21 protein-coding genes and 3 pseudogenes are annotated in these 26,021 nt (G+C 67.6%); 10 read left to right on the top strand and 14 right to left on the bottom strand.

Annotated elements, in window-relative coordinates; genetic code table 11:
* Window positions 1-35: 35 nt before the first annotated feature.
* Window positions 36-1,853, bottom strand: a complete 1,818-nt coding sequence (locus WH07_RS00325; protein WP_046494117.1) for a peptide ABC transporter substrate-binding protein — start codon at window positions 1,851-1,853, stop codon at window positions 36-38.
* Window positions 1,854-2,160: 307 nt separating this feature from the next.
* On the opposite strand from WH07_RS00325, the gene WH07_RS00320 reads away from it, so the two are divergent.
* The 4 genes from WH07_RS00320 (at window position 2,161) to WH07_RS00305 (ending at window position 6,271) form a co-directional block, all read left to right on the top strand.
* Complete coding sequence (locus WH07_RS00320) at window positions 2,161-3,393, top strand: ROK family transcriptional regulator (RefSeq protein ID WP_046494116.1); 1,233 nt, start codon at window positions 2,161-2,163, stop codon at window positions 3,391-3,393.
* A gap of 50 nt (window positions 3,394-3,443) precedes the next feature.
* A complete protein-coding gene (locus WH07_RS00315) occupies window positions 3,444-4,967 on the top strand; it encodes a M81 family metallopeptidase (protein ID WP_046494115.1) in 1,524 nt (507 codons plus the stop codon).
* Window positions 4,964-5,737: a copper homeostasis protein CutC gene (locus WH07_RS00310; RefSeq protein ID WP_046494114.1), complete on the top strand. Its 774-nt coding sequence runs from the start codon at window positions 4,964-4,966 to the stop codon at window positions 5,735-5,737. Before WH07_RS00315 ends, WH07_RS00310 begins: the two co-directional genes overlap by 4 nt.
* A gap of 300 nt (window positions 5,738-6,037) precedes the next feature.
* Complete coding sequence (locus WH07_RS00305) at window positions 6,038-6,271, top strand: hypothetical protein (RefSeq protein WP_046494171.1); 234 nt, start codon at window positions 6,038-6,040, stop codon at window positions 6,269-6,271.
* An 18-nt stretch (window positions 6,272-6,289) separates the two neighbouring features.
* On the opposite strand, the gene WH07_RS00300 is transcribed toward WH07_RS00305, so the two are convergent.
* From WH07_RS00300 to WH07_RS00280, 5 genes are all read right to left on the bottom strand, one after another.
* The gene (locus WH07_RS00300; protein WP_046494113.1) at window positions 6,290-7,492 is read right to left on the bottom strand and encodes an IS110 family RNA-guided transposase; all 1,203 of its coding nucleotides are present in this window, start codon (window positions 7,490-7,492) and stop codon (window positions 6,290-6,292) included.
* A 181-nt stretch (window positions 7,493-7,673) separates the two neighbouring features.
* The gene (locus WH07_RS40655; protein ID WP_232788649.1) at window positions 7,674-8,129 is read right to left on the bottom strand and encodes a helix-turn-helix domain-containing protein; all 456 of its coding nucleotides are present in this window, start codon (window positions 8,127-8,129) and stop codon (window positions 7,674-7,676) included.
* A gap of 290 nt (window positions 8,130-8,419) precedes the next feature.
* Window positions 8,420-8,704, bottom strand: coding sequence for a YciI family protein (locus WH07_RS00290; RefSeq protein WP_046494111.1), 285 nt, complete (start codon window positions 8,702-8,704; stop codon window positions 8,420-8,422).
* 23 nt (window positions 8,705-8,727) lie between these two features.
* A complete protein-coding gene (locus WH07_RS00285) occupies window positions 8,728-9,582 on the bottom strand; it encodes an MBL fold metallo-hydrolase (RefSeq protein ID WP_198533681.1) in 855 nt (284 codons plus the stop codon).
* A 25-nt stretch (window positions 9,583-9,607) separates the two neighbouring features.
* Window positions 9,608-10,570, bottom strand: a complete 963-nt coding sequence (locus WH07_RS00280) for an alpha/beta fold hydrolase (protein ID WP_157877143.1) — start codon at window positions 10,568-10,570, stop codon at window positions 9,608-9,610.
* Between the two features lie 281 nt (window positions 10,571-10,851).
* Between WH07_RS00280 and WH07_RS40650 the strand changes: the two are divergent.
* Window positions 10,852-11,016: pseudogene (locus tag WH07_RS40650) on the top strand (IS630 family transposase); the annotation flags it as partial.
* Window positions 11,017-11,234: 218 nt separating this feature from the next.
* Here the strand turns inward: WH07_RS40650 and WH07_RS00275 are convergent.
* Complete coding sequence (locus WH07_RS00275) at window positions 11,235-11,720, bottom strand: GNAT family N-acetyltransferase (protein ID WP_046494107.1); 486 nt, start codon at window positions 11,718-11,720, stop codon at window positions 11,235-11,237.
* Window positions 11,721-12,013: 293 nt separating this feature from the next.
* Here WH07_RS00275 and WH07_RS40150 point away from each other — a divergent pair, with 293 nt between their 5' ends.
* The 3 genes and pseudogenes from WH07_RS40150 to WH07_RS40645 form a co-directional block, all read left to right on the top strand.
* Complete coding sequence (locus WH07_RS40150; protein ID WP_198533680.1) at window positions 12,014-12,613, top strand: MerR family transcriptional regulator; 600 nt, start codon at window positions 12,014-12,016, stop codon at window positions 12,611-12,613.
* Between the two features lie 287 nt (window positions 12,614-12,900).
* Window positions 12,901-13,188 carry a hypothetical protein gene (locus WH07_RS40145; RefSeq protein WP_046494104.1) on the top strand — a complete coding sequence of 96 codons (288 nt, stop codon included), beginning with the start codon at window positions 12,901-12,903 and terminating at the stop codon, window positions 13,186-13,188.
* Between the two features lie 51 nt (window positions 13,189-13,239).
* A pseudogene (locus WH07_RS40645) lies at window positions 13,240-13,773 on the top strand (IS481 family transposase); the annotation flags it as partial.
* A 13-nt stretch (window positions 13,774-13,786) separates the two neighbouring features.
* Here the strand turns inward: WH07_RS40645 and WH07_RS00260 are convergent.
* Window positions 13,787-14,302, bottom strand: a complete 516-nt coding sequence (locus tag WH07_RS00260) for a winged helix-turn-helix transcriptional regulator (protein WP_046494102.1) — start codon at window positions 14,300-14,302, stop codon at window positions 13,787-13,789.
* A 421-nt stretch (window positions 14,303-14,723) separates the two neighbouring features.
* Here WH07_RS00260 and WH07_RS00255 point away from each other — a divergent pair, with 421 nt between their 5' ends.
* Window positions 14,724-15,428, top strand: a complete 705-nt coding sequence (locus WH07_RS00255; RefSeq protein ID WP_046494100.1) for an SDR family oxidoreductase — start codon at window positions 14,724-14,726, stop codon at window positions 15,426-15,428.
* A gap of 314 nt (window positions 15,429-15,742) precedes the next feature.
* Here the strand turns inward: WH07_RS00255 and WH07_RS42050 are convergent.
* Window positions 15,743-15,820 (bottom strand): annotated as a pseudogene (locus WH07_RS42050) (aminoglycoside phosphotransferase family protein); the annotation flags it as partial.
* Between the two features lie 78 nt (window positions 15,821-15,898).
* Between WH07_RS42050 and WH07_RS00250 the strand changes: the two are divergent.
* Entirely contained in the window at window positions 15,899-16,465 is a 567-nt protein-coding gene (locus WH07_RS00250; protein ID WP_046494097.1) for a dihydrofolate reductase family protein, read from the top strand.
* A 674-nt stretch (window positions 16,466-17,139) separates the two neighbouring features.
* Here WH07_RS00250 and WH07_RS40640 read toward each other — a convergent pair.
* The 5 genes from WH07_RS40640 to WH07_RS00225 all read right to left on the bottom strand — a co-directional run bounded on the left by WH07_RS40640 (window position 17,140) and on the right by WH07_RS00225 (window position 25,698).
* The gene (locus WH07_RS40640) at window positions 17,140-17,319 is read right to left on the bottom strand and encodes a hypothetical protein (protein ID WP_232788644.1); all 180 of its coding nucleotides are present in this window, start codon (window positions 17,317-17,319) and stop codon (window positions 17,140-17,142) included.
* Window positions 17,320-17,572: 253 nt separating this feature from the next.
* On the bottom strand, window positions 17,573-18,310 hold the full coding sequence (locus tag WH07_RS00240; RefSeq protein WP_046494096.1) for a dienelactone hydrolase family protein: 738 nt from the start codon (window positions 18,308-18,310) through the stop codon (window positions 17,573-17,575).
* Between the two features lie 1,265 nt (window positions 18,311-19,575).
* Entirely contained in the window at window positions 19,576-19,767 is a 192-nt protein-coding gene (locus WH07_RS39435) for a hypothetical protein (protein ID WP_157877141.1), read from the bottom strand.
* A 718-nt stretch (window positions 19,768-20,485) separates the two neighbouring features.
* Window positions 20,486-21,769, bottom strand: coding sequence for an effector-associated domain EAD1-containing protein (locus WH07_RS00230; RefSeq protein WP_269801338.1), 1,284 nt, complete (start codon window positions 21,767-21,769; stop codon window positions 20,486-20,488).
* 275 nt (window positions 21,770-22,044) lie between these two features.
* Window positions 22,045-25,698 carry an nSTAND1 domain-containing NTPase gene (locus WH07_RS00225; RefSeq protein ID WP_157877139.1) on the bottom strand — a complete coding sequence of 1,218 codons (3,654 nt, stop codon included), beginning with the start codon at window positions 25,696-25,698 and terminating at the stop codon, window positions 22,045-22,047.
* Window positions 25,699-26,021: the final 323 nt, after the last annotated feature.

Genomic DNA, 26,021 nt, shown 5'->3' with positions numbered 1-26,021 from the left:
TTCGGCTCAGTGCTGCGCGTGGTCACAGGCCGGGCTCACTTGGTGGTCCACTTCCACATGGCCGGGTGGAAGTTGGCGAGCGAGTCCTGGGCGAAGCCGCCCAGGCCCTTCTTGACCACGGAGACCTGGTAGTCCGGCTCCGGCAGCCAGATGACCGGGAGGTCCTCGGCCAGGGCCGCGCTGTACTTCTGCACCGCCTCGTCGGAGGAGGAGGTGGTGGTCTCGGTGATCAGCTTGTCCACCGCGGGGTTGGAGTAGTTGCCGAAGTTGGAGCCGCCGCCGGTGGCGAAGAGTGCGTCACCGCTCGGGTAGGCGGGGAAGTACCAGCTGCCGGCGGTGCCGAAGAACGACAACTGCCACTTGCAGCCCGCGTCGTCGGGCTTGCACTGGCCGGACTGCGCGAGGACCGAGTTGACCGGGGCGGTCTTGATGGTGAAGCCGATGCCGCTCTTGGCGAACGACGACTGCAGGGCACTCATCATGTTGTCGGTCACGGTCGAACCGGACTGCGAGAGCACCTGCATCTGGAACTTCGTGCCCTGGGCCACACCGGCACCGCACTGGTTGTCGCCGGTGCCCGGCGCGGTGCACACCATGGTGCCGTCCTGCTCGGTCCAGCCGTGGTCGCTCAGAAGCTGCTTCGCCTTGGCGGTGGAGAAGGGGTACGGGTTGTTCTTCTGCTCCGGCGAGACGAAGGACGAGCTCTGGCCCTGCGGGATCGGACCGTACGTCGGGACCGCGGTGCCGTTGAAGACGACCTTGGAGAGTGTGGTCTGATCCACCGACATCTGGATCGCCTGGCGGGCGTAGAGCTGCTTGAAGACCGGGCCCATGGTGGGGTTGTTGAAGTTGTAGGGCATGTACGTGATGGCCCAGCCGGACCAGGGCTTCACCGTGTAGCCCTTGGCGGCGAACGACGACTCCTGGCTGAGGTTGGTGGCGTTGATGTAGCCATAGTCGACCGTGCCCGCCCGGAGCGCGTTCTCCTCGGCGTCCGTGGTGGTGAAGGGCAGCAGGTTCACGTTCTTGATGTTGGCCTTGCCGCCGCCGTCGTACTTGGTGTTGGCGGTCAGCACGACCTTGCCGGCCGTGGAGAACGACTTGATGGTGTACGGGCCGCTGACCGTCTTCCAGAGAGGGTCGGTCGCGTAGCCGGAGATCTTCTTGGCGGAGTTGTCCAGGTACGTCCAGACCTGCTTGGCGCCCGCGGGGGTCCGGTCGAGGTCCGATACGGTGCCCGAGTCGCTGGTCTTGTCCCAGACGTGCTGAGGCATCACGCGGATCATGCTGAGCTGGTTGGCGAGCATCCACTGCTGGTTGTACGCCTGGTCGAAGGCGATCGTGAAGTGTGTCGGGTCGACGACCTTCAGTGAGGTCCAGTTGTCCGGCGCCTTGCCCGGGCTGTAGCTGGCCCATTCGGCCTTGTTGGCCTTGACGAGGTTGAACCAGAACTCCATGTCCCGGGAAGTGATCTGCTTGCCGTCGCTCCAGTGCCGGTCGCCGAGCGTGATGGAGACGCTCTTGCCGTCCTCGGCGAATTCGGCGGCGGTGGCCAGCGAGTTCTTCTTGTTCCAGCCGACCGTGCCGGTGGAGCCGTCATAGGCGATCAGCGGTTCCCAAAGGGACTGGGATATGGAGGAGTTGTTGGTGTTCAGGTGCGCGGCAGTGCCGACCGGGAGTATCCAATTCGGCGTGAAGTTCGCCGGCAGCGCGTAGTTGATGGTGTCCGACGAGCCGGAGCCGGACGACGAGGTACCGCCGCCGGAACAGCCGGTCAGCAGAGCGCACGCGGTGGCAGCGGCGCCCGCGACGAGGGCCCAGCGGCGGCTGTTCGCCGTGTGACCAGGGAACATGATTCTCCTCAGGGTGAAAGGGCCCGTATGCGTCCCAGAGACCGGGGCGGGTGCCGCAGGACCGGCACTGCGTTCCCGACAGCTAACGCCGGACACACCTGAGAAACAATGCAGGAATTAGTAACAAGTAAGTTACTGCGGGCTCGAAGAAAGTCCTCTCGCCTTGATCGGCCCTCTTTTACGGGTGCATTTTGACCGATTTGAGGGATTTCGTGGACCGTTCACTTTCTTCATCGGACTCTTCCCTTGGATGAAGCGCGGGCATACTGTCGTCGCCATACACACCGTTGCGGAAGTTACTTCTTATATGACTGGAATAAGTGCTTGGGACGGCAAGGCCGCGAAAGGCACCTCGGCTCTCGCCGCGCGGGTCCTGGAACTCGTCGCATCGGGCCAGGCCTCGTCGCGCGCCGAACTCGCCGGACTGCTCGGCGTCTCCGCCTCCACCATCTCCCTCAGCGTGGCTCAACTGGTGGAGCGCGGGCTGATCGCCGAGGAGGGCACCCAGTCCTCCACCGGCGGGCGCCCTCGCAAAGTGCTGAGACTGGGAAGCAACGACGAGTTCGCCGTCGCTGCCGACCTCGGCGGCCGGCACGCCAGGATCGGTGTCGTGCTGCCCGGCGGCGACCTGACCGATGTCTCGACCGTCCCCTTCCTGATCGCCGACGGTCCCGAGGCGGCCCTGCCGAGGCTCGCCGAGACTCTGGAGGCGCTGGCCGAGCAGCGCGGACGGGACCGACTGCGCGGGGTCGGGCTCTCGCTGCCCGGACCGGTGGACATCGTGTCGGGCTCTGCTGTCATGCCGTCCCGGATGCCGGGCTGGAACCGGTTCCCCGTCACCGCCTGGCTGCAGGAACGCTTCGGCGTCCCGGCCGCCGTGGACAACGACGCCAACTGCATGGCGGTCGGCGAGCACACCGTACGGCCCGCCGAGTACCGGAAGACGATCATGGTGAAGATCGGCTCCGCGATCGGCGCCGGCGTCATGGTCGACGGACATCTCTATCGGGGCGCCACCGGCGTGGCCGGTGACATCACCCACATCCGGATCGGCGGCGGCGGCGACATCCCCTGCTCCTGCGGCAACACCGGCTGCCTGGAAACCGTGGCGTCCGGCGCGGCCCTGGTCCGCATCCTGCGCGAGCGCGGCGTCGACGTCAGCCGCCCGGAGGACGTGGTGCGGCTGGCCGTCGACGCCGACCCGGAGGCCACGCGCGCGGTTCGCAGGGCCGGCGACTACCTCGGCCAAGTGCTCGCGGCCAACGTCAACTTCTTCAACCCGGACGCCGTCTACCTCGGCGGCATCCTCTCCACCTTGGAGCCGTTCGTCGCCGCTGTGCGCAGCCAGCTCTACGAGAGCTGCCACCCGCTGGTCACCGAACACCTCACCATCGAGCGGGCCAGCCTGGGCGCCGACGCGGGACTGGTCGGCGCCGGACAGTTCGCCCTGCAACGCGCCATGGCCCATGCCCTGAGCGGGGTCGGCGGCGCCGAGCCGGCCACCGACCGGTTCCGCGCCCCCGCGCCCCGCCACGCCTGACGCCCAACGCCCAACGCCGACGCCCCACTTCCCACGAGCTACGAGGAGCCATGCCGCAATCCCGCACCGCCGCAGCCCGCCCGGTCATCGCCATCGCCGGACTCGGCATCGAGTCGTCCACCTTCTCTCCCGCTCGCACCCGGGCCCCCGCCTTCCACCCCTCGCGCGGCGCCGACGTGCTGGACCGCTACCCCTTCCTGGCCCCCGGCGAGGAACTGCGCGAGGCAGCCGACTGGCACGGCGCCCTGGTCGGCAAGTCGCTGCCGGGCGGCACCGTCACCGCCGACGCCTGGGCCGAGCTGACCGACGAGCTGATCGAGCGGCTCGCCGCGCTGCCCCAGCCGGACGGCCTCTGGTACGACATCCACGGCGCCATGACCGTGGAGGGCATCGACGACGCCGAGGCGGTGCTCCTGGCACGTATCCGCGCCACCGTGGGGCCCGAGGTGATCATCTCCACCTCGATGGACCTGCACGGCAACGTCTCCCGCGAACTCGTCCACGGCAGCGACCTGATCACCTGCTACCGGATGGCCCCGCACGAGGACCACATGGAGACCAAGGAGCGGGCCGTCCGCAACCTGGTGGACCTGCTGGTCTCCGGCGCGCCCCGCCCGGTCAAGGCCTGGGTGCCGGTGCCGGTGCTGCTGGCCGGCGAGCAGACCTCCACCCGGATCGAGCCGGCCAGGAGCGTGTACGCGGCCGTGGCCGAGACCGAGGCCGTGGACGGCGTGATCGACGCCGCGATATGGGTCGGCTACGCCTGGGCCGACGAACCGCGCAACCGCGCCGCGGTGGTGGTGACCGGCACCGACCTTGCCGCCGTGTCGGCCGGTGCCGAACGCCTGGCCCAGGGCTTCTGGAAGGCCCGCGACGACTTCGACTTCGTCGCCCCCACCGGCACCTTCGACGGCATTCTGGACGAGGCCCTGGCCAGTGACCTGCGCCCGTACTTCATCAGCGACACCGGGGACAATCCGACCGCCGGCGGTGCCGGTGACGTGACCTGGGGCCTGACCCGGCTGCTGGCCCGCCCGGAGTTCCGGAAGGACGACGGCCCGACCGTCATCTACGCCTCGGTGCCAGGACCGGCCGCCGTCGAGACCGCCGTCGCTGCCGGCACCGGCGCCGCCGTCACGGTCACCGCCGGCGCCGAGGTGGACGACCGGCACGCGGGCCCGGTCACCCTGACCGGTGTGGTGCACGCCGTCCGGCACGACGACCGCGACGCCGAGACCGAGGTCGTCATCCGTGTCGGCAGCGTGTACGTGATCCTCACCAAGCTCCGCAAGCCCTACCACCACGAGCACGACTTCACCGACCTGGACCTCGACCCGCGCGGCGCCGACATCGTGATCGTGAAGATCGGCTACCTGGAGCCGGAGCTCTTCGACATGTCCGGCGGCTGGAAAATGGCGCTCACCCCCGGCGGTGTGGACCAGGACCTGGTGCGCCTGGGCCACCACCGCATCCGCCGCCCGATGTTCCCCTTCGACCGCGAGATGACCGAGCCGGACCTGTCGGCACGCCTCATCCCCGCCTCCGACCAGCCCCTCAGCGGGGACGACGAATGACCGCACCACCCGCCCTGGAGATCGCCGTCACCTCACCGGCCGGCGCCCGCGCCGCCAGGGAGAACGGCGCCGACCGGGTCGAGCTCTGTGCCGCCCTGGAGCTGGGCGGCCTGACCCCGTCGGCAGCCCTGGTGGAGGCGGTTGTCCGGGAGGGGCTGCCGCTACACGTGCTGGTCAGGTGCCGACCCGGCGACTTCGTCCATGCCGCGGAGGAAATCACGCTGATGGCCGCCGAGGTGCGGTCCGTCATCGCCTCCGGCGCCTGTGGCGTGGTGATCGGCGCGCTGACCGCCGACGGCGCCCTGGACACCGTGGCGGTCGCCCGGCTCGTCGAAGCGGCACGCGCCTCGGGCCGCCCAGTGGACATCACACTGCACCGCGCCATCGACCAGTCCGCCGACCCGGTGGCCACTGCCGCACTGCTGCCCTCGCTCGGCCTTACCCGGGTCCTCACCTCGGGCGGCGCCCCCACCGCGGCCGAGGGGCGGGAGACGATCGCCGCGATGGCCGCCGCCGCACCCGGGGTGCAGGTGATGGCCGGCGGCGGGGTTCGCCCCGCCGACATCCCGGCCCTGATCTCGGCCGGAGCCTCCGCCGTCCACCTGTCCGCCAAGACCAGGGCGCTGACCCCGCGAGGAGGCCGCTGGGTACCGCTCGGCACCGGGGGAGCGTCGGCCGAGCAGGACACCCACTTCGTCACTGATCCCGAAGTGGTGGCCGAGGCACGGCGGGCGGTGGAGAGGGCGGGCCTGGGCCCTGCTTCGGAGTAGGCAGTCCTGGGCCGCGTTCTGGGCACCTGAGCGGATGGGCATTGGAATACCGCCCCGCCGTCGGTGCCCAGCCCCACGCTGCCTACCGCCGGATGGACGAACTGCACGGCGGGCGGCGACTTGAGCCGGGGGAGGGCCCACGTTCGCGGTCGGTTGGAATCTTGACGTGACCGCCGTCCGCGGGGCAGATGGTGGCCACGTGAAAGCCGGCTACGCGGGGGGGTGCCCCTATGTGTTTGGTCAAGGTCCGAGGCCAGTAGGTTCGTGCGGTCAAGGGCGGGCCGAGTCGTAGGGGTGTGCATGAGTGATAGCCAGGTCACGATCAAGCTCACGAGTGACGAGGCACTGGTGCTGTCGCACTGGCTGGAGAAGCTCCAGATGACGGACCTCAGCCGTGTTGTCGACGATGCGGCGGTCTGGGCACCGATCCATCGAATCGCCGGAACACTCGACAAGACCCTTCCCGAGCTGTTCGCGCCTGACTATGACCAGCGGCTTGAGGCCGCTCGTCAGCGGCTTCGGCCGGAGGACTGATCGAGCGGTCTGGACTCCTCACCTGGCTGCAGTCGGTTGGGGCTCGTAGAAGGTTCCGTCACGGAGCATCGCGAACAGGACGTCGGCCCGGCGTCTGGCCAGGCAGAGCAGGGCCTGGGTGTGGTGCTTGCCCTGGGCGATCTTCTTGTCGTAGTAGGCCCGCGAGGCCGGGTCGCCCAGGGCGGCGAACGCGGAGAGGAAGAAGGCCCGTTTGAGCTGCTTGTTTCCTCGCCGCGAGGGCTGTTCGCCACGGATCGAGGAGCCCGAGCTCCGGGTCGCCGGGGCGAGACCGGCGTAGGCAGCGAGGTGGCCGGCGGTCGGGAAGGTGCTGCCGTCGCCGACCTCGATCAGGATGCGGGCTCCGGTCCTGACGCCGACTCCCGGCATCGACGTCAGGACCTTCGAAAGAGGGTGGGCCTCCCGAAGTTCCTCGATCCGTCCGGCCAACAGTTTCCGCTGGTCAAGCACGGCGGTAAGTGACCCGGCCAGGCTCGGGACGATCAGCGCGGCCGCCTCGGTCCCCGGAACGGTCACGGTCTGCTCGTCCAACGCGGCGAATATCTCCTCGACCAGCCGCTCGGCCATCCTCGGTGCCTTGGGCCGCAGCAGGGTGACCAGCCGCCGCCGGCCGGCCTTGCGGATCTGGGCCGGAGACCCGAACCGTTCCAGCTGCGTGAGGACTGCCGGATGCTGCAACCGCGGCCCCAGCACTCGCTCCAGCGACGGATGGATCTGGGTCAGCAGGCCGTGGAGCCGGTTCGCGACCCGAGTGGCCTCGCCGGCCAGGTCGTCGTCGAACCCCACGATCATCTCCAGCTCGGCGATCGTCTCGTCCTCGCCGTCGATCGCCCGCAGCGTGTGCGGCATCGCCCGGGCCGCGTCGGCGATGATGAACGCGTCCTTCGCATCGGTCTTGGCCTCACCCGGGTAGAGGTCGGCAATCCGCCGCATCGTCAGTCCCGGCAGATAGGCCACCGGGCAGCCCATGTCCCGGGCGACCGCCAGCGGCAGGGCGCCGATCGAGGCCGGCTGGTCGACAACGACCAGCACTGTTCCGTGCTTGGCCTGGAGTTTCGCGAACAGCTCGCGGAGCTTGGGTTCGGTGTTGGGCAGGCGCTTGTCGAACGCCTTCTTGCCGGCCGGGGTGACGGCGGTGGCGTGGTGTTCGCCCTTGCCGACGTCCAGGCCGAGGAAGACGTCGACGTCGCCGGTGTCGATCACGTGCAGGCCCCTCCATCACGCTTTCGTCCGGCCTTGCCAGGGCACCGAGCTGCCACATCCACGTTACGGAGAGCTCTTCCGGCTCGGGTGAATCCGGTGCTCAAGCCCCTCATCAGCGGTCCGTCGATGCCTCCGGACCCGGTGACACCACCCCCCGGATCATGAACAACAAGGGGGGAAGTCATGCCGGACCCGAAGGCCGGAGGCCCCATTGCGGAGCCACGAAAAAGGTAACGGGGGGGGCGAGGGCCTGGCGACGGTAGTCCCGGGGCGGGAGGCCGTAGGCGGCGCGGAAGGCGCGGGTGAAGGTGGTGTGGTCCGGGAAGCCCCAGCGGGCCGCGATCCGGTGGACGGCTACGGTCCGAAGCGTACGGTCGCTGAGGTCACGGTGGGCGCGTTCGAGGCGCTGGCCACGGATCCAGGCCGCCACGGTGTCGTCGCGTGCGCGGTAGAGACGGTGCAGGTAGCCGACGGAGATGTTGTGGGCGACGGCGATGGCGCTCGGAGACAGCTCGGGGTTGTGCAAATGCTGCTGTACGAACGCCTCGATGCGCAGGAGCAGGGCGCGCTGCCGGGAGTCGTCCGGCACGTGCGCGTCGGCGTCGAGGTGGTGGGCGAGTACCGCGGTCAACAGCACCAAGCTGGCCCGGGCCTTCGCCGCCCGCCACGCCCTGGTTCTCGTCGACGTCGATCTTCTTGGCTTCTGGAACAGCGGCACGGCCCTGACCGCGCTCCTCGGCCTGGACATCGGCCGATCCGGAATCAACCGGAAACTGGCTGCGGATAATTGAGCACCCGTACTGCTCAGCGGGTTCTGTCGATGCCCCTCCATCCGTGGCCGAGCCCGCGTCGCTACGGCCGCGACGAGGGAGCAACGGGGGCCGCCGTACATCACGCGGTGGCCGGTGTTGGCCCACACTCGTCGAGTTACCAGTTCGGAGCGGGCTCTGCCTTGATGACTTGCCATGGTTTGAGCTCATAGCTCTCCCACACGCCTGACGTCTTGTAGGGGTCGGCAGACACGATGTTCTCGGCGTCGCTCAGGGAATCCACGTCATAGATGAACAATGCGCCGCTGTCGTCCTCGTAGGGCCCGCCAACGACGAGTTGTCCTTTGTCGAGCAGTTCCGCCATGTACTGGCGGTGGGCGGGCCGGACTTCCTCCACCTTTTCTGGGCTGTCGACGTACTTCGCCAGATTGACGACCTTCACGGTGTGCTCCTCTTGCCAGTGGTTCAGGAGTCCTTCAACCGGGCGGCCGAAGCCCACAGAGCGCCGGGGTACTTCCATGTCGGATATCGGGAGACCATCCGATCGAAGACTTCCCGGGCCGTTGTGTACTTCGCAAGGACGTCCTCGAAATCCCGGATGTACTGCCGCGTCTCCGCGATGATCTCCGTTCCGTCGGAACGACCTTCGCTCTTGTGCCCGGCGATCACGCTGCTTGGATGCAGCGACTCGATGGTGTCCGCAGCTGCGATCCACTCGCTTCTTGTGTCCACGTCGGATTCACGCAGCTGCAGATAGACGCCGTTGTAGACCGCATCACCGGCTGCAACCAGGCCGACGGACGGAACGTGTAGGCATGTGGTGTCGTCGGTGTCCGTATGCCCGAGCTCGACGGCCGTCAACTGTTGCCCTTCGAGCTCGACGACGTGGTCGCGGATCTCTTCGGGCATGCGAATCCTGTCCGGCATACGCCCGGGGAAGCGGGCCTTCCACAACGCGAGTTCGGCGTCGGTAGCGTGTTGCCGCATCTGCTCCGCGACTGCCGGAATGGCCACGATCCTGGCACCGGGAAACCGGTCGGTGAGGGCACCGGCCCCGAACCAGTGGTCGCCGTGGCCATGTGTCACGTAAACCGCCGTGAGATTCTTTCCCGCTGCGACGATCCGGTCCATGAGCGTTCTTACCTGGTCGACCGTTATCGGCGCGTCGACCAGGACCGCGTCCCGTACTCCGTAGATCAGAGTCGACGAAATGGGAGGCCACACACGGTGCCGCTCCCCAGGGGGAGGCTCGTCAACGAGCGTCGGCAGGGGCTCTGATGTGAAGACATCCCACGAGAGGGGTGCGGGAGGCCAGGGCACGTCATCACTTCCCGTGATAACCGAACTACGAGGTTGAGACATTCCGATCCAGGAACGATCGCATCAGACCCCCGATCTCGGATCCCTTCTCCTCCAGGGCGAAGTGACCCGTGTCAAGGGCGTGGAACTCCGCGTGCGGCAGGTCGTCCAGGAACATCCGCTGGTTGGACTCCGGGAACACGGTGTCATTGGCGCCCGTCACGATCAGCGCCGGCGGCTGCTCCTTGCGGAGGAATTCCTTTGCCGCGCCGAAGACCTTCTCTTGCTTCGAGACGTCGTACAGGAGATCCAGCATGATCTCGTCGACGCCGGGCCGGTCCAGCAGCGTCTGATCGATCAGCCAGCAGTCGGGGTCGACCAGTGACGGGTCGCCGACTCCGTGCAGGTACTGGTCCCGGGTGCACTCCGGCGTGACGTAGGACCTGGCGGCATCCCGGTGTTCTGCCGACCCGTCGCGCCAGTAGGGAAGGATGTCCTCCCAGAAACCGCCTTCGTCGCCCTCCGGATACAGCGGCGCGTTCTGAAGGACAACCGCCTTGATGCGTACCGGGTGCTTGACGGCGAGGCGCCATCCGATGGACCCACCGAAATCCATCATGTAGGGCGTGAAATCCCGCACGTTCAGGCGATCGAGCAGCTGATCCACGATATCGGTAATGTGGTCGAAATCGTATGTAAAGTTCTCCCGGCCAGGTACGTCACTGTGCCCAAACCCCGGGTAGTCGGGGGCGATGACGCGGTAGCGGTCCGCAAGTTGCGGAATGAGATTTCGGTACATCCTCGAGGACGTGGGGAATCCATGCAACAGTACGACAACGGGGGCGTCTTCGGGGCCAGCCTCACGGTAGAAGACCTTGATTCCGTCGATGTTCTCGGTGCGGAAATGGGTGGCTCTCTGCTCGCGCATCGCGGAGAGGGTCGACATGCTCTCCTCCAATTGCATCATCAGAGAGAAGATCGTCAGCGATTTTGCTGCAACTGCTGGCACACGAAGCAATCATTGCGGCTGATGTGATTTGAAGTGCCTTCCTCCTTCAGTCACACAAGTCTATCTCTTGGTGGACATACGGAACAAACTACCTAAGGAGGAGGCTCCGTATCGTTCCGGTGGCGACGCAAGAGCGCTGTCGGACTGTCGGTGACGACCTCACCACGCTTGACGCCTTGACGCTGAGAGCTGCCCTGACCTGCGGGGAACGCATCTCATACGTGCCCCCGATCTACGTGGTCCTCGACAACCTCTCCACCCACAAAGGGGCCGAGATCCGGCCCAACCACACCGTGCAGACGCGAGCCCTGCACCGCTACCTGCGGTGGCGCAACGCGAATGCCTGCCCCCCCCGACATCCTGGCCGCTCAACGCCGCGAACGCGCGCCATCCGCAGCGAGAAAGGCATCCGCTGGGGTGGACGCGCCCTAAGGGCTGTCCCGTAATCCATGGCGGGCGCGCGACGACAGCTACGGCACCTCGCCGCGTTGTCGGAACATCCCCATACGCCCAGTATGGGGACGTCCCTCCGCCTTGCGATGCACCGCATCTGACGCCGCGCGCTGACCCACCAGCGATTACGGGACAACCCTTAGCTGCCGCGGCCTGACCACCGCGCCGGACGCTCGGGGCACGGTTCAGCGTTCTGCCGCGAACCTTCCCATCAGGCGGGTGGAACCCGGCAGGCAGGGACCTCAAAGACGAGTTCGAGACCGTCCTCTTCATCCCATTGCTCTCCGACCTCAACGAAGCCGAAGCCCGAGATCGTCGCAAGGGATGCCACGTTGTCGGGGCTGATTGTTGCTCGCACGGTCCTGACCGCGGGTTCCACTGCTGCCCGGCGGAGCAACTCGATCAGCGTGGACCGGGCATATCCCTGGCGACGGAAGTCGGGAGCGACGGAGTAGCCGATCTCGACCATGCCGGCCTCATCGGGCGGTCCGTGGAACCCGGCATGTCCGACGACGAGACCCTTGTCGCCGACGACCGCCTGCCGCATCATCCACCGCGCATGGCCGGGATCGGCGGCCATCTGGTCGAGCCGGAACTGCCACAGCCACCGTGCTTTGTCGGTCACGAAGTACTCAGTCAGGGAAACTCCGGCCATCCTGCTGGCTCCGGACAAGTCTCCGGCCAGCAAAGCGGACATCGCCCCGCCGGACAGCTCGACAAAACGGACACGTTTCGGGCTCCGCGTGAGCGGCCGCCTGTGATCGGCTTCATCTGTCACGTGCGGATGCTCGCTGACTGACCCGAAAGGGGTCCAACGATTTCGAAGCAAGCCCGGCGACCAGCCCGCGACATCCTCCACCACAACCTCACCCCGGTGAACGTCCCTGGTCACAGCACTGGCTGTACTGGTCGGACAGGTTGATTTGTCTGAGCCGCGGTCGGTTGACGATTGCTTGACCTGTACCGAGGTCCAGGGGCGAGGCTTGAGGCATGAGCGAAGCAGATGGGCTGTTCGGTATCGCGGAGGTCTCGGCGTGGATCGGTCTGGCGCCCGACACGCTGCGGTACTTCGAACGTCAGGGGGTCGTACCGTCTCCACGGCGCGACAGCGCAGGGTGGCGCCAATACACGACGGCCGACGTCGAGCTGATCCGGATGCTGGTTCATCTCCGTGAGACGGGGATGCCACTGGCCGATATCGCGCAGTTCACAGGCGCCGACGACAAGGTGCCTGATCCGGCCAGGCTACGAGTGGAGTTGCTGACGGCTCATCGCCGTCGCGTCCACGACAGGCGCGAGGAACTGGACCGTGCGCTCGATGTGATCACTCGGAAGATCGCGGACTTCAATGACCGGATCACGAGTTCGGTGGACCTTCTCGACCGACCGGACTGCACGATTGCCTTCGGTGCCCAGGGTGAGGGGCCATTGCTGTTCCTCGTCGGCGCGCCGGCTGGGCGGGTCGGTTTCGCAGCGCTGGCGAATGAGCTCGCAGGCCGGTTTACCGTCGTCACCCACGCTCCACGTGGTATCGGTGCCAGCCGCCGCGGTCCCGGGGATGGCTGCGCCAACGCTCGAGGTCCTTGCTGAGGACCTGCTGCGCTTGTCGACAGGTTCACCGGAAGGCCCGCCCTGTTTGTCGGTACCAGTGGTGGTGCCGTGACGCTGCCGGAGCTGTGCAAGCGGCATCCTGACGTGGTCGGCCGGGCTGTTTTGCATGAGCCGCCCCTTGTGTATCTCCTGGATGACGCGGACCTGGCGGCCCGAGCCGCGGCAGCGTTCAAAGCCGCGGATGCTGATCCTCAGCGGGCGGTGCAGGAGTTCTTTGCAGCGGCGCTGCCCACCACACGGGGCCGGACCAGACGCCTCCCGTTCATATGGCGCTGCCCGGGCTACCGGCCGAGGAACTCGACAAGAACCGCTACTTTCTGGGGCGGATGGCCGGCCCCACGGTCTTCTACGTCCCCGACATCGAGGCCGTCCGTCGCGTTTCAGTGACGCTGTGCGCCGGCTCGCTGAGCCATCACCAGATGGCGCGCCGGGCAACCCAAGCACTCGCTGAACTCCTGCAGCTACCTCTGATCGACATGCCCGGCAACCACCTCGGCGCAAGCGCCGAGCCCGCAGAGTTCGCCCACACCCTCGGGCCCCTGCTCGAACCCTGAACACAACCCGCTGGCCCTTCCTGCGCCCCACGGCCCAGGAAGGGTCTTGCCGTGCCGCACCGCAACGCCGCACTCATTCCGCGCCACCGCCTGAAGGGCGCACGACCCTTCTAGAGGGCGGGGTGGCCGGCCAGCGAGGTTGGTGCTCGGTTCCGGGTTTCCCGGCCTACCGTGAAGCGGTGGGCCGACCGCTGTCCCGCCGGGCGAGCCCATGGACGACCGCTCGTCACGTCCGAAACCCTCGCCGAGCAAGACGAGCGAGGCGGTACCAAACGAGGCGGCAGCCCCCGAATTCGGTTACGGGGATGCCCGATTCGGCTCGCGACCCGGCTCGGGATCGCGCCGTCGGCTGTGCATCGCATCCCTGCCGCTCCACGATTCAACCGGCTGTCGCATGTCGACCGCGCGACCAGTGAGCCGATCCGCCGGACCAGTGAGCCGATCCGCCGCTACGAGCACCCGTGCCCAGGGCCGCTCGTACACGTCGACGTGAAGAAGCTCGGGAACATCCCCGGCGGCGGCGGCTCGCGCTACGTCGGACGCAAGCAGGGTGAAAGGGACCGGGCGGCGACGCCCAGCAAGCCGTCGGCCCGCCCGCTCAGGGCTTGAGCGGTTCGAGCAGACGGTGCGGGCGCGGCCCCCGGGCCCGCACACTGGCGCGATCGGACTCGATGTCGACCGGCCGCGGCTGCCGAACGACATCGCGGGCGGCGGGGACGATCTTGCAGCGCGCGCACAGGCCCGTGCCGTCGAGGATCGTGCCGCACTGGTGATGGGTGAGGATCTGACGCTCCTCGGGCTTCACGTAGTGCTCGTTGCCCCACTGCGCCAAGCCGGAGAGCACGGGCCAGAGTTCTTCGCCCTTGGGGGTCAGCTCGTACTCGTCGTGTGCTCCGATTCCAGGGACACGGGCCACGACGTCTTCCTCGACCAGCCGATTGAGGCGCTGGGTGAGGACCGCAGGCGAGACCCCTATGCGTTTGCGGATGTCGGTGTAGCGGCGCATCCCGTAGAAGAGGCTGCAAATGATCAGCAGGGTCCAGCGTTCGCCCACGACCTCAAGTGATCGCGCGATCGAACAGTCCTGATTCTGATAGCCGGTGCCCAGTGCCATACATGGAAGTTTACTGCTTGGTTTGGTCACCGATCCATCATTTGCTACGGTGACTGATGTCCCTGGTTCTGTGACTGATGTAAATATCCGTGGCGGGCTACCCCCTGTCGGGGGTGTCGGCGGGGGAGCGGACGTTCAGACCGCTGGGCTCGTCCTCGTGGTGAGGGCGCACGTACGCGCAGGACTGTTCGTCGTGCGACCTGTGCCGTCGCCTGTCTCGCGGCGGGTATCCGCGTGACCGCCGCGGCGCTTGCCGACGTCATCGGAGTGATCTCCCCGGTGGTCGAATTCGGCATCGCTGCCGCAGTCGTGGCGCTGGTCGATGGGATCGCCGGAGTCGGCTTGCCTCGCACGCCGTTGAAGAGAACCACGTGGCGTGGTGCTGACCTGCTCAGCTCTATTGCTAGGAAGGAACCGAAGAATGACATCTCTGAAGGATGCGACTGTTTTGGTGACGGGTGCCAACGGCGGGCTCGGTGCCGAGTTCGTCAAGGCCGCCCTCGATCGGGGTGCCCGCCGTGTGTATGCGACGGCGCGCAGGCCCAAGGAGTGGGGTGACGGCCGCGTCGTGCCGTTGCCACTGGACGTGACCGACCCCGACTCGGTCGATCGGGTCCTGAGCCAGGCCGACGACACCACGATCCTGGTGAACAACGCGGCCATCTTCCCGCGCGGGGACTTGCTGACCGCCCCGTTCGACGACATCACAGCAAACATCGAGACCAACCTGCTCGGCCCGATCCGGCTGACCCGCGCCTTCGCGCCCGCGCTCCGCTCGGCCAAGGGCTCACTGCTCAACGTGGGCTCTGTCCTCAGCTGGTTCGCCGTCGGGAAGGCGCACAGCGTCTCCAAGGCGGGACTGTGGATGGCGACGAACGCCTTCCGGCTGGAGCTGGAACCTGAAGGCGTCCAGGTGTTGGGGGCCTACCTGGGCGCAACCGACACGCCGATGCAGGCCGACGCCGACAGGTCCGGCATGAACAAGCCGGCTGACGTCGTCGCTGCCATCTACGACGCGCTCGAAGCCGGCGAGCATGAGGTGATAACCGACGAGATGACCAACAAGGTGCACGCCGCGATCTCCCAGCCCGTCACGGCTCTGTACCCGGCTCTCGCCTCGCGATGAGTCCGTGGTCGCCTGGTGTGGCCGTGTTCTCCTGACGGTCACACCAGGCGACGCCGCGTCGGGCACTTCGCGAATGATGTCAATGCCCCCTCAGCCGCCAGTCGATCGGCTCTCCAGCCTCGCCCGGCTACTCCCGCGCTTCCCCGAAGCGTTCCGCCTACCCGGACCGGGCACGGCAGAGACGGACGTACGGTTGCCGATGGTGAGCGCTGCGGGGATGCGTCGCCCGGTGCGTGTCATCAACTGTCACTGCGGGCAAGCGAGAAGTGTCTGTGCTGAAGGTCGTAGGCCTCCTGACTTCGCCCGGCGTGGCACCGGGTACGGCTTTGGCCTGCGGCGTCGATGCGCGCCTGATCGGCGTCCACCTTCAGGAACACGTCGCCGACGCGCAGAGCCGCATCGCGTACCGATGAGTTTCCCGCGCCGCGCCGGTCTGTACGTGTGAGACCGACTCACGGAAGGCTGGCGCCATGCGGAAACTGATCTACGGCATGAACCTGACCCTGGACGGCTACATCGCCGCGCCCGGCGACGACATCGGCTGGGGCGGGCTGCCGAGCGATGAGCTGTTCCAGTTCTGGTCCGATCAGTTGCAGGCGACCGACCTGTCGCTGTACGGGCGCAAGCTGTGGCAGACGATGAGCTCCCACTGGCCCACCGCCGACCAGCAGCCGGGCGCCACCCCGGCGCACACCGAATTCGCGCGCCGCTGGCGGGACATGCCGAAGGTGGTGTTCTCCTCGACGGTCGACAAGGTCGACTGGAACACCCGCCTGGTCACCGGCGACGCGGTCGCCGAGATCACCCGGCTCAAGGCTGAGGACGGCGGCCCGATGGACATCGGCGGCGCGACGCTCGCCGGGGCGGCCATGCGGGCCGGGCTGATCGACGAGTATGTACTGGCCACCGCCCCGGTGCTGGTCGGCGGCGGCACACCGTTCTTCACCGCCCTGGACAACTGGGTGAACCTGAACCTGCTGGAGACACGGACACTTCCCGGCGGCGTGATCCTGACCAGATACGAGACGAGACGCTGAGCACCCGTCACGCGCCTCGACGACCTGCCCGGCCCACACGAACACCAACGCCACCACCGGGCCGGGCAGCCGTCGATGCGGCTTGACAGTCACCACCACCGGGCCGTTCTCGGTGAGCAGTAGGTAGCCGGGATGTGCTTGCGGACCTGGCCTTGACCGCGACCTTCAATAGCTTCAATAGAAACGGCCGGGCCACGACGCCATGCACCAAGAGATCGAAATCGGCGAACAACACCCGCCCAAGCTCCAGACGCGACTCGCAGATCAAGTGATTCTGCGTAGTCGCCGCCCCGTAGGCGCCGGAATAGTGCTTGTGCCCTCGTACCAGCGGAACGTCCGCCGCGGGGCAGCCGAGCCCAGAAGATCAACCGGTACCGTCAACTCGTCGGCGGTGCTGCTGGCCGGCGTCGCGGACGGAGGCCCGACGCTGTTGCTGATTGATCAGCTGGATGCGGTCAGCACCTGCGGCAGCCGGATGTCGGACGCCTACGAGGCCGTTGAGGAAGTGCTGGCGCACGTGTGCGTCGCCCCGACTCGTCCGCCCGCGCTGCCGCCAGTTCGGCCAGTGTCTCGGGCAGTGCCGGGTCGTCGATTCCGGCGATAGGGAAGACGGGTGGCTTCGCGCCCCGGCGGGCGGGCCCGGTCGGCGCGGGCTCGCGGTTGAGCATCCATCCTCATGTCGTCAGCGAGATCCGGTAGATCCGCGCGGAGGAATTCGCGATGACCGCACCTGTCAAATACCGGTCGACCGCCGTGGTGTACGTCGCCGGCGGGGCAGACAGCGGCACGACCCAGGCGCGCGGCAGCCGAAGCGCGCCGCCGCTTCCGAGTCCGGTCACTGGTTCGGTCGTCACGCCCGCCCCGCCCTTGCGGCACTGCCGCAGTAAATGCGTACACCTCGCCCCGGCGGCCGGAATGTCCCGCCGCAGGTCGCAATGATCACGCTAGGGGCTCTGCCGCAGTAAAATCGGCACTTACTGGGGCAGTTGTGCATATGTCTCCGCAATCCAGGATCTGCCCGAATGTGGTTCTGCTGTGCGGACTTGAGGGGAGGGGACTGTCAGTGCCCGACGCCGACCAGGCCTGGTGTCAGTATGTTTGCCCGGGTCATACACCCAGGTCCTCCGTCACGGGCAGGCATTCGGTGAGCAGGTCGACGACGTCGCGCCAGGCTCGCTGCGCGTGTCGTGGGTGGTAGCCGACGCCGGGGACCACGGGGTGGCCGACCGGCGGGTGGTGGAAGGCGTGCAAGGCGCCGCCGTAGACCGCGAGGCGCCAGTCGACGCCCGCGGCCTGCATCTCAGCGGTGAACGCGTTCCGTTGCGCGGGCGGCATGATCGGGTCTTCCGACCCGACCCCGGCCCACACCGGGCAGCGAATGCGCGCCGCCTCGCCCGGTCGGCCCGTGGTCAGTCCGTTGACTGTCCCGATCGCGCGCAAGCTGACGCCGCCGCGCCCGAGTTCCAGCCCGACGGCGCCCCCGGTGCCGTAGCCGACGGCGGCTATCCGGTCGGGGTCGGTCCGCGGTTCGGCGCGCAACACGTCGAGCGCCGCATGACCGATGCCCCGCATCCGGTCGGGATCAGCGAGCAGCGGCATGCAACGGGCCAGCATCTCCTCGGGATCACCCAAGTAGCGCCCGCCGTGAAGGTCGAAGGCCAGCGCCACATATCCCAGCTCGGCGAGAGCATCGGCCCTGCGGCGCTCGACGTCGCTGAGCCCCATGCCCTCTGGTCCGAGCAGCACCGCGGGCCGGCGGTCGACACCGGCCGGGAGCGCGAGGTGCCCAATCATCGTCAAACCGTCGGCCGGATACTCGACCATACGCGTCGTAATCGGTGTCATGAGTCTGGACTGTACTGATCGTCGAGCCCGGCCCGGCCGCGGTTCTGCCGCTGGCAGAACCGCCCGGGTATCCCAAACAAGTACAGCGAGGGCTCACAAGGACCGATACAACCCCCTCCCCACGGCAGCGCTATCGGATCACCTGCCCAGGCCACGCCTGCGTCCATTTGTTACCAGACCGACTGGTCGGAGGCTTCCGGGGTGTGTCTGACGCTTGGTGAGAGTAAGGCGTCCCAGCACTGGTACCACCAACTGACCCACTTCATAGCCGACTCCGCGCCCCCGACGCAGCGTTCAACGAGGGCCTTGAGGCGGTCGCCCGCTACGTACGGACCAGCGGCATCGGAGTCAGTGCACCGACTGGAGGGCTGAAGACTGCCTGACGCACCGTCTCATCCGCTGGACGGTCCCGTAGCGGCGGGCCGTCGCCAGCAACGTGTTCCGCGGTGCCTGCTACGGAGCCGGAACCGCTGCCGTCAGTCTCATCGTTGTCTGGGCGCAGCGGCTTTGACCCGGCATCTGGGCCTGCGGCGATGGCTGGCTGTGGGCCCGGGCAGGTCGGCAGGGTCTGCGGCTGATCGGAACCTAGAGTTGTTTCCCCCGGTGACACAGACGGTGAACTGCCGCCTCTGCACAGGTGCCTGGGCTGACCAGATGACCGCTCTTGACCACGAAATGGCTGCGGCGGGGTGATGGTTTCTTCTTCGTGCACTACCCAGAGCGCGAGAGGCAATTGCGAGAGCAGGTTGGGGAGTTCATTCAGGGCCGCCCGGCGAAGCCGCGACCGTCGGTTGACCGTGGGGGATGGCAGTGGGATTGACCGGGTTCCGCAGCGCCTGGTTCCGGGTGTCACCGACCGTGAGGCGTCCTTTCCAACACGTCCGCAGAAGCCCCTCAGGGGGTGCGGCGCTCGCTGGGGGAACATCAGGGCGTTGGGGCGGGCGTTGTCGTCGCCGAACCGATGCCGCACGTTTCCGAGCCACCAACCCAGCAGGTCGGCCGTCGAGTTGATGGCAGGAATCAAGAGAGGCTTCGGCTCCGTACATTCGTAGGCGTCGGGGATGGGAACGTTCATCGAAGACTCTGACTGGGGAGTGGGTAGCCGGTTCGGCACGAAGGGAAGGGCGAGGCCGATCGGCCGACGGATGCTCAGATCGGTTGTGAGTGTGGACCCCGTGTTACGGACTGGACTTGGCGGTGACGACCAGGGGAGTTGGCCGCTGCCGTCTACCCGTAGGAATCAAGCGCCGACCAGGGCATGATTATTACCTCATGTCGGCGACCAATTCGCCGACCATCAGGCCGCGTACGGCTTCTTCGAGGATCGCTGTGGATCGCTTGAGTTCGTGATTCCCCGGGACCAGAGGGCTGTCGCGGTCTGGGTGTGCCGCGAGGGCATCGTCGATCTCGCGCAGGCGGGACTCAAGTTCCGGCTGTTCGCGAAAGTCGGTTCCCACAGTGGGGACTGGGCCGAGGACCCGGGCCCATCAGGGCGGGGATTCGGCCCGGGCAAGGCCGGTCTGCTCCAGCCGCTCGGAAAGTCGACCAGGTCGCGCAGCCGCTGTTCGGCTCGGACTTTGGTCGCGATGAGATTGGCGCGCTTGAGTCGTTCCCGGGCTGTGTTCTGGCGGTGGACCTTCGGCGTCTGCTTGGGCGAGCGGGTCGGTGAATTCTATTTGCAGGTGCAGTCGGTCGCCCACCGAAAGTCCCGCGATGCGGGGGAGTTGGTCATCTGACCTGGCACTGGGGCCGTGGCCCGGTGTCAGGTGGGATGACCGTGCGTGCGGCCGGGCATGGGTGCTCTGGATGCACGCGCGGGCCATGGCGACCGTAAGGGGCAGCCGTGGGAGAGGCGGGATATGAGCGGGATGGTCCACTCGTTGGAATGGATTCCGGTATCGGCAACGCAGTTGGCGGCGTGGCATGGTCGCCGGGTCGGGTCGACCCTGCGACTGGACGGGCCATGCCCGGCTTGCCGTCACACCGCTACAGCGGTGGTACGGCTCACCGGGACCACGTTCGAGGGCGGGGGTATCCCGACGGCCGGCCCGTCCGTCCTCACCGTCGCCCTGACCTGCGCCTGTGGCCGGGAGCACGTGGGGCAGCCCGGCGAGCCCCCGCGCGGGTGCGGCCGGACATGGACCGTGACCTCGGTGACCGACGAGGCCGGCGACGTCACACTGCGTCCGGCGGACGACCCCTACCTCGCTGAGGCGGCTGAGGCCTGGCGGACGGTATGGGCGGACCAGCTGACGCGGTTGCGCGCGGGAGCGGAGAGAAGACCACCTCGCTCTCGGTGAGTCGATCGGCCGTGCTCGCGGGCATTCGCGCCAGCACGCGCGACGCGCGACTCGCGGCCACAGAGTCACGCTTCACCGTCTCCAGCCGGTCCCGGACCGCCGCGGCGATCAGCCTGCCCTCCGCCCCGGCCGCGCAGATCTCGCGGAGCTTCTCCTCCATCCGGATCTCGTCGGCTGACGCAGCACCGGGCGTGGCCACCCGTATGTTCCCCGTGGCCCGCGCGCCCTCCACGGGCCCGTTGGTCAGCAGGGCCAGCAAGGTTGCACAGAGGCCGCTGACGTCCCTGTCCGGTGTCGCGGGCGATGCCTCCGCCGACGCGAACATCGGTAGCGCGGGGAAGGCGAGCAACGGCTCACCGTCCGCGGCGAGGACGATGTGCGATGGATCGATGGGCCCATAGGCGGCGCCGCGATTGTGCGCGACGGTCAGCGCGTCGGCGAGCTTCGCCCCGATGTCGATCACCTCGGTCACCCCCAGCGGAGACGGCCGAAGGATGTCCGCGTGCCCGATGTCCTGCACGAGGTAGGGGTGTCCGTCCGCAGTCAGCCCGGCGCTCAGGAGGTTGGCAACCCGGTAATGCTCCGCGGCTTGCCGCGCCCGGCGCACCTCCTCGGCGAATCGCCCCGCCGAGGCCTCCATGTCGAGGACCGGTCCGTGGACGCGGACGAGATAGTTGCGCGACGCGTCCTGATCGCGGAGGCAGAGGTGCACGACGTCGTCGTGGATCACCACCGACTCGAACGCCAGGTTGGCGGGACCGGCCGCAGCCTCCTCGACAATCCTGCGGATCTCCCGCAGATCGAAGGCCAGCCGCGGAAGCCGGGCACCGTCGGAGGGCGCCGACCGTCCCGGCATGTGCAGCTCGGCCCACTCCGCCAACTGTCCCTTGCCCGGCCGGTGTTCGACAGCGGCCCGCACCAGTTCCCGTAACCAGCCGTGCTGTTCCGCGTTCTGGATGACCTTGAACACCAGATCGTCGTGATTGTCCGTCTCTCCCGCGATGGAGCCCAGACTCTGACTCAGCCGGAAGTAGAAGAGCCTCTCAAGATCACTTCTGGAGGTATACGCGTCCAACAGCAGCTGGTAGAGCTGCACGCGCTCCTCGTGGCTTAACGACCAGGCGTCGACCGGACACCTCCAGTTCCCGGATCCCGGCACCACAGTAGCCGTACCACCCCCGCCACCCAGTGCCTTTGGGAGAGCTCCGGCCAGAGACTCACGACGCCCGGAAAGCGTTCCTGGAGGCTGCCCACTCGCAACTCAACTCAACGCCCCAGTCACAGCGCCCGATCCAGGAAGTCGTTCGCTCGCGTCCCAGGGGAGGAATATGCGGAGTTCGCCCTTCGGGCGTGAGCAAGCCCGTCATCCGGCACCAACACGGTCATAGTGCGGTTGCTGGTGAGAGCGTAAGCAGATGCCGGGCGCCGGCCGCGTTACGTGCAGGTGCCTGCTACCGGCGAGTCGTGCAGGAGTTGGGGCCAGTGGTGGGTGCTGCTGGCCTGACAGATGCGTTGGGCAATCTCTCCGGTGTCGAGGTTCCATAGGCGTAGCTCGCTGCCGCTGCCGCCGTTGCTGCGGCGGGCGGAGCGACTGACGCTGCTGGTGAGGGTGCGGCCGTCAGGGCTGATGGCCAGGCCTGTGACGTTGTCGGTGTGGCCGCGGAAAATGGCTTCGGTGCGTCGTGCGCTGACGTTCCACAGACGTAGGGTCCGGTCGTGGCTTGCGGTGATCAGGTGGTTGCTGTCCTTGAAGACGACCGAGGAGACGGCGTCGCTGTGGTCAGCGAGGGTGGCTTTCATGTGGTGGGCTGCCGTGTCCCAAAGTTTGACGGTGCGGTCGGCGCTCGCCGTGGCGAGTGTGCGGCCGTCAGGCGCGAATGTCACAGCGTAGACGGCGTCTTTGTGGCCGGTGAGAACTGCGCTGGTCCGGCGGGTGTCGAGGTCCCACAGCCGGACGGTACGGTCGGCACCAGTGGTGGCGAGTGTCTGGCCATCGGAGTTGAAAGCTACGGCGAAGACGGCGTCGGTGTGGCCGATGAGGACGGCCACGATGCGCTGTTCTGCCACGCTCCACAGCCGTAAGGTGCGGTCGTAACCGACCGTGGCCAGAATTCGGCCGTCAGGGCTGAAGGCTGCCGCCAGCACGCTGCTTTGATGTCCCCTCAGAACGGCAGTCTGCCGGTGACTTGACGTGTTCCACAGCCGGACGGTGCCGTCGGCGCTGGTGGCAGCCAGGGTGTGGCCGTCAGGACTGAAGGCCACGGCGTAGGCTGAGCTATCGGGGTCTGTGAGCGTCGCCGTCTGCTGCCGCCGGTCGACATTCCACAGTCGGACACCGCCATCGGAGACTGTGGCCAGGGTGTGCCCATCGGGGCTGAAGGCTCCCCTGCCGGTGTATACGCCGCTGTTGAATTCGTCGATAGCCTTGTGGCTGACGGTGTTCCACAATCCGACCGTGCCGTCAGCGTCGGCAGTGGCCAAAGCGCGGTCGTCGGGACTGAATGCCAGAGCGTTGTAGAAAGCGGACTTGCCGCCGAGGGTGGCGGTCGTCCGTTGTGTAGTGGGGTTCCATAACCTGACTGTGCCGTCGATGCTGGCTGATGCCAGCGTGCGGCCGTCTCGGGAGAACGCCACCGCCGCTACGGAATTGTTGTGACCGTTCAGGACCGAGGCCTTAGGTTGGGCTGCAACGTTCCACAGATGAATAGAAAAATCATCGCCGGCCGAGGCCAGGGTATGTCCGTCCGGTGAGAAAGCCACCGTGCGCACGGCGTCAGTGTGCCTGGACAGGGTGGCGACGGTACGGCGTGATGCCGTCTGCCACAGGCGGACGGTGCGGTCGGCACCGGCCGTGGCCAGGCCGCGTCCGTCCGGCGAGAACGCCACCGCCAAGACCGCTTGGGTGTGCCCGGACAGGGTGGCGATGGGGCGGCGTGATGCCGTCTGCCACAGGTTGATCGTGCCCTCGCCGCCAGCGGTCGCGAGGATGCGTCCGTCAGGACTGAAGGCCAGGGCATTCACAGCATTGGTGTGGCCGGTGAGGGTGGCTGTTTCCTGCCGCGTGGAGGGGTTCCACAGTTTGACGCCGTGGTCGGCGCCGGCGGTGGCGAGGGTGTGTCCGTCGGGGCTGAAGGCCAGGGCATTCACCGTATCGGTGTGACCGCTCAGCGTGCCGATCAACCGCCTTGATGCTGTGTCCCACAGCTTCACACTGTGATCTTCGCCCGCCGACGCCAGGATGCGCCCGTCAGGACTGAACGCCACCGCCTGCACGCTTTGGGCGTGCCCGGTGAGCTGATTGGCCCCGTACGTGCTGTAGGCGCTGATCAGACTGCTGCGGGCCTCCACGGTCGGGGCCCGTCGAAAGCCCTGGAGAGCCAGCAGCATTGCCTCCTCGGGCCGCTTCACCTGAAGGGCATCGCTCCTGGCTGCCAGCTCCCGGGACAGAGCGACGTCACGCTGCTTGTTCGCCGCTCGCTGCGCGCCCACAGCCCAGATCGCGGTCGTAGTGGCCACCACGAGCAGAAGACTCAGCAGTGCCACCGCCTGACGTCTCAGCCGTGCTCGGCGCCGGACCGCCGCGCGTTCGGCAGTAGCCGCTGTCAGGCCGGCATCGAGGAATGCCTGCTCCGCAGCCGTCAGAGAGTCGCGATCCAGTCCGGCGGCCTGCTCCAGACGCACGCCACGGTACAGCGCTCCGGTATCCCGGCTCAGCCGCTCCCAGGCCATGGCGTCCTCGGTCAGCCGGCGGTGGACGCGCAGTCGCTGGCGGTCCTGCTCGATCCAGTTGTGCAGGCGGGGCCAGGCGGTGATGAGGGCTTCGTGGGCGATCTCGACGGTGCTGCCGTCAAGGGTGAGCAGCCGGGCCCGCACGAATGTCTCCACAACCGGCCCGGTCTCCTGGCAGCCGGAGGTCTGCAGTTCCTCGGGCTGAGCGGGTCTGCGGGTGTCGGGGGTGCCGTCGCCCGGGTTGATCAGTCGCAGCAGCAGGCGGCGGGCCGCTGCCTGCTGGGCTTGGGTGAAGCGGCCGTAGACGTCCTCCGCGGTTCTGGCGACCGCACTCTCCAGACCGCCGGCTGCTTCGTATCCGTCCATGGTGAGGGTTTTGCCGCGGCGGCGGTGCCAAGTCTCCAGCAGCACGTGCGACAGCAGCGGCAGCCCGCCCGGGGCGTCGGCTACTTCCTTGATCAAGCGTGAGGTCAGAGCACGCTCCACGGTCAGGCCGGCCGCCGCGGCCGGTTTGACGATGGACTCGCGCAGCTCCGCCGGACTCATCGGGCCGACCAACAGGTTGGCGTCACGCAGCGCGTCGGCCAGGTCGCGGTGTTCCGCACAGCGGTTGTAGAAGTCGGCACGCGCCGCGATGAGAACCCTTAAACCGTTCTCGCTCTGGCGGGCGGCGAGGAGCAGGTTCAAGAAGCGCGCGCGCTCGGTGGGGTCCTGGCAGAGCGTGAAGATCTCCTCGAACTGGTCGACGACCACGAACGTGTCCGGGCGCGGTTCGCCTGGTTTGGCGTTGCCGGACTGGAGTACGTGGGCGTGGGTGCGTGCCGGGTTCTGGCCGGGGGTGAGGATGCGGATGGCGGCCGGGCGCAGGCCCACGTCCTGGGTGTGCTGCAGGGCAGGGATCAGGCCGGCGCGCAGCAAGGAGGACTTGCCGCTGCCGGACGGGCCGAACACCGCGGCGAACCGCTGCCTGCGCATCAGGTCCAACAGGTCGGCAGTGAGTCTGTCGCGGCCGAAGAACCAGCCGCTGTCGCCGGGCTCGAACCGCGCCAGCCCCCGGTACGGCGACTCCCCGCCCTTCGAACTCGATTCAGCGGCCTCGTCCACGGCCTGCCTCCACCGAGCCTCCCACTCCGCCGGATCACCCCCGCACGCCGCTACGTACGCCAGGACCACCGGCAGCGTCGGCAACTGCTCGCCGGCGGCGGCCTGCGACAACGTCGTCATCCCATACCCCGCCCGCTGCGCCAGCACCCGGTAGGTCATTCCGTCCGCCTCGGAGCGCAGCTTGCGCAACTCGAACGCGAACCGCTGCACCGGACCCGCCGCCGGATCCACTGGCACTTCACGACGTCCCGCCACGTCGGCCCCTCTCAGCCACCCCCGCCCGGACGCCAACCTACGTACCCTTCATGCCCCCGCAAAGATCGCGCCCAGCCAATGTTCGGCCGTCGGATCAGCCCTGCCGAACAATGCGCCGACCGCTGAACTAGATGTCGCGGGCCCCGAGAAGCTCCGTCCGGCGACGGTCACGGGGGCTCGCTCAAGGGGGAAACGGGGGGCGGGGAGCAGCCTCCGCCGTGCAGAGATGTCGGCGGAGGCCGCTCCCCCGGTACGCCTCGCAAAGCAGAACACCGTGCTCTGGAAACGAGGAGATTCCATGGTCCTGAGCCTGGCCCGGCACG

Origin of the sequence: Streptomyces odonnellii, assembly GCF_000981895.1 — a bacterium.
Taxonomy (GTDB): domain Bacteria; phylum Actinomycetota; class Actinomycetes; order Streptomycetales; family Streptomycetaceae; genus Streptomyces; species Streptomyces odonnellii.
This window is presented reverse-complemented; position numbering and strand designations above follow the sequence as displayed.

Bases quoted from the DNA above. Each gene is read 5' to 3' on its own strand.
- WH07_RS00320 (WP_046494116.1), top strand. From the start codon at position 2,161: ATGACTGGAATAAGTGCTTGGGACGGCAAGGCCGCGAAAGGCACCTCG.
- WH07_RS40150 (WP_198533680.1), top strand. From the start codon at position 12,014: ATGAGCGAAGCAGATGGGCTGTTCGGTATCGCGGAGGTCTCGGCGTGG.
- WH07_RS40145 (WP_046494104.1), top strand. From the start codon at position 12,901: ATGGCGCTGCCCGGGCTACCGGCCGAGGAACTCGACAAGAACCGCTAC.
- WH07_RS00250 (WP_046494097.1), top strand. From the start codon at position 15,899: ATGCGGAAACTGATCTACGGCATGAACCTGACCCTGGACGGCTACATC.
- WH07_RS00305 (WP_046494171.1), top strand. From the start codon at position 6,038: ATGAGTGATAGCCAGGTCACGATCAAGCTCACGAGTGACGAGGCACTG.
- WH07_RS00255 (WP_046494100.1), top strand. From the start codon at position 14,724: ATGACATCTCTGAAGGATGCGACTGTTTTGGTGACGGGTGCCAACGGC.
- WH07_RS00260 (WP_046494102.1), bottom strand. From the start codon at position 14,302: ATGGCACTGGGCACCGGCTATCAGAATCAGGACTGTTCGATCGCGCGA.
- WH07_RS00275 (WP_046494107.1), bottom strand. From the start codon at position 11,720: ATGTCCGCTTTGCTGGCCGGAGACTTGTCCGGAGCCAGCAGGATGGCC.
- WH07_RS00310 (WP_046494114.1), top strand. From the start codon at position 4,964: ATGACCGCACCACCCGCCCTGGAGATCGCCGTCACCTCACCGGCCGGC.
- WH07_RS00240 (WP_046494096.1), bottom strand. From the start codon at position 18,310: ATGACACCGATTACGACGCGTATGGTCGAGTATCCGGCCGACGGTTTG.
- WH07_RS00315 (WP_046494115.1), top strand. From the start codon at position 3,444: ATGCCGCAATCCCGCACCGCCGCAGCCCGCCCGGTCATCGCCATCGCC.
- WH07_RS00325 (WP_046494117.1), bottom strand. From the start codon at position 1,853: ATGTTCCCTGGTCACACGGCGAACAGCCGCCGCTGGGCCCTCGTCGCG.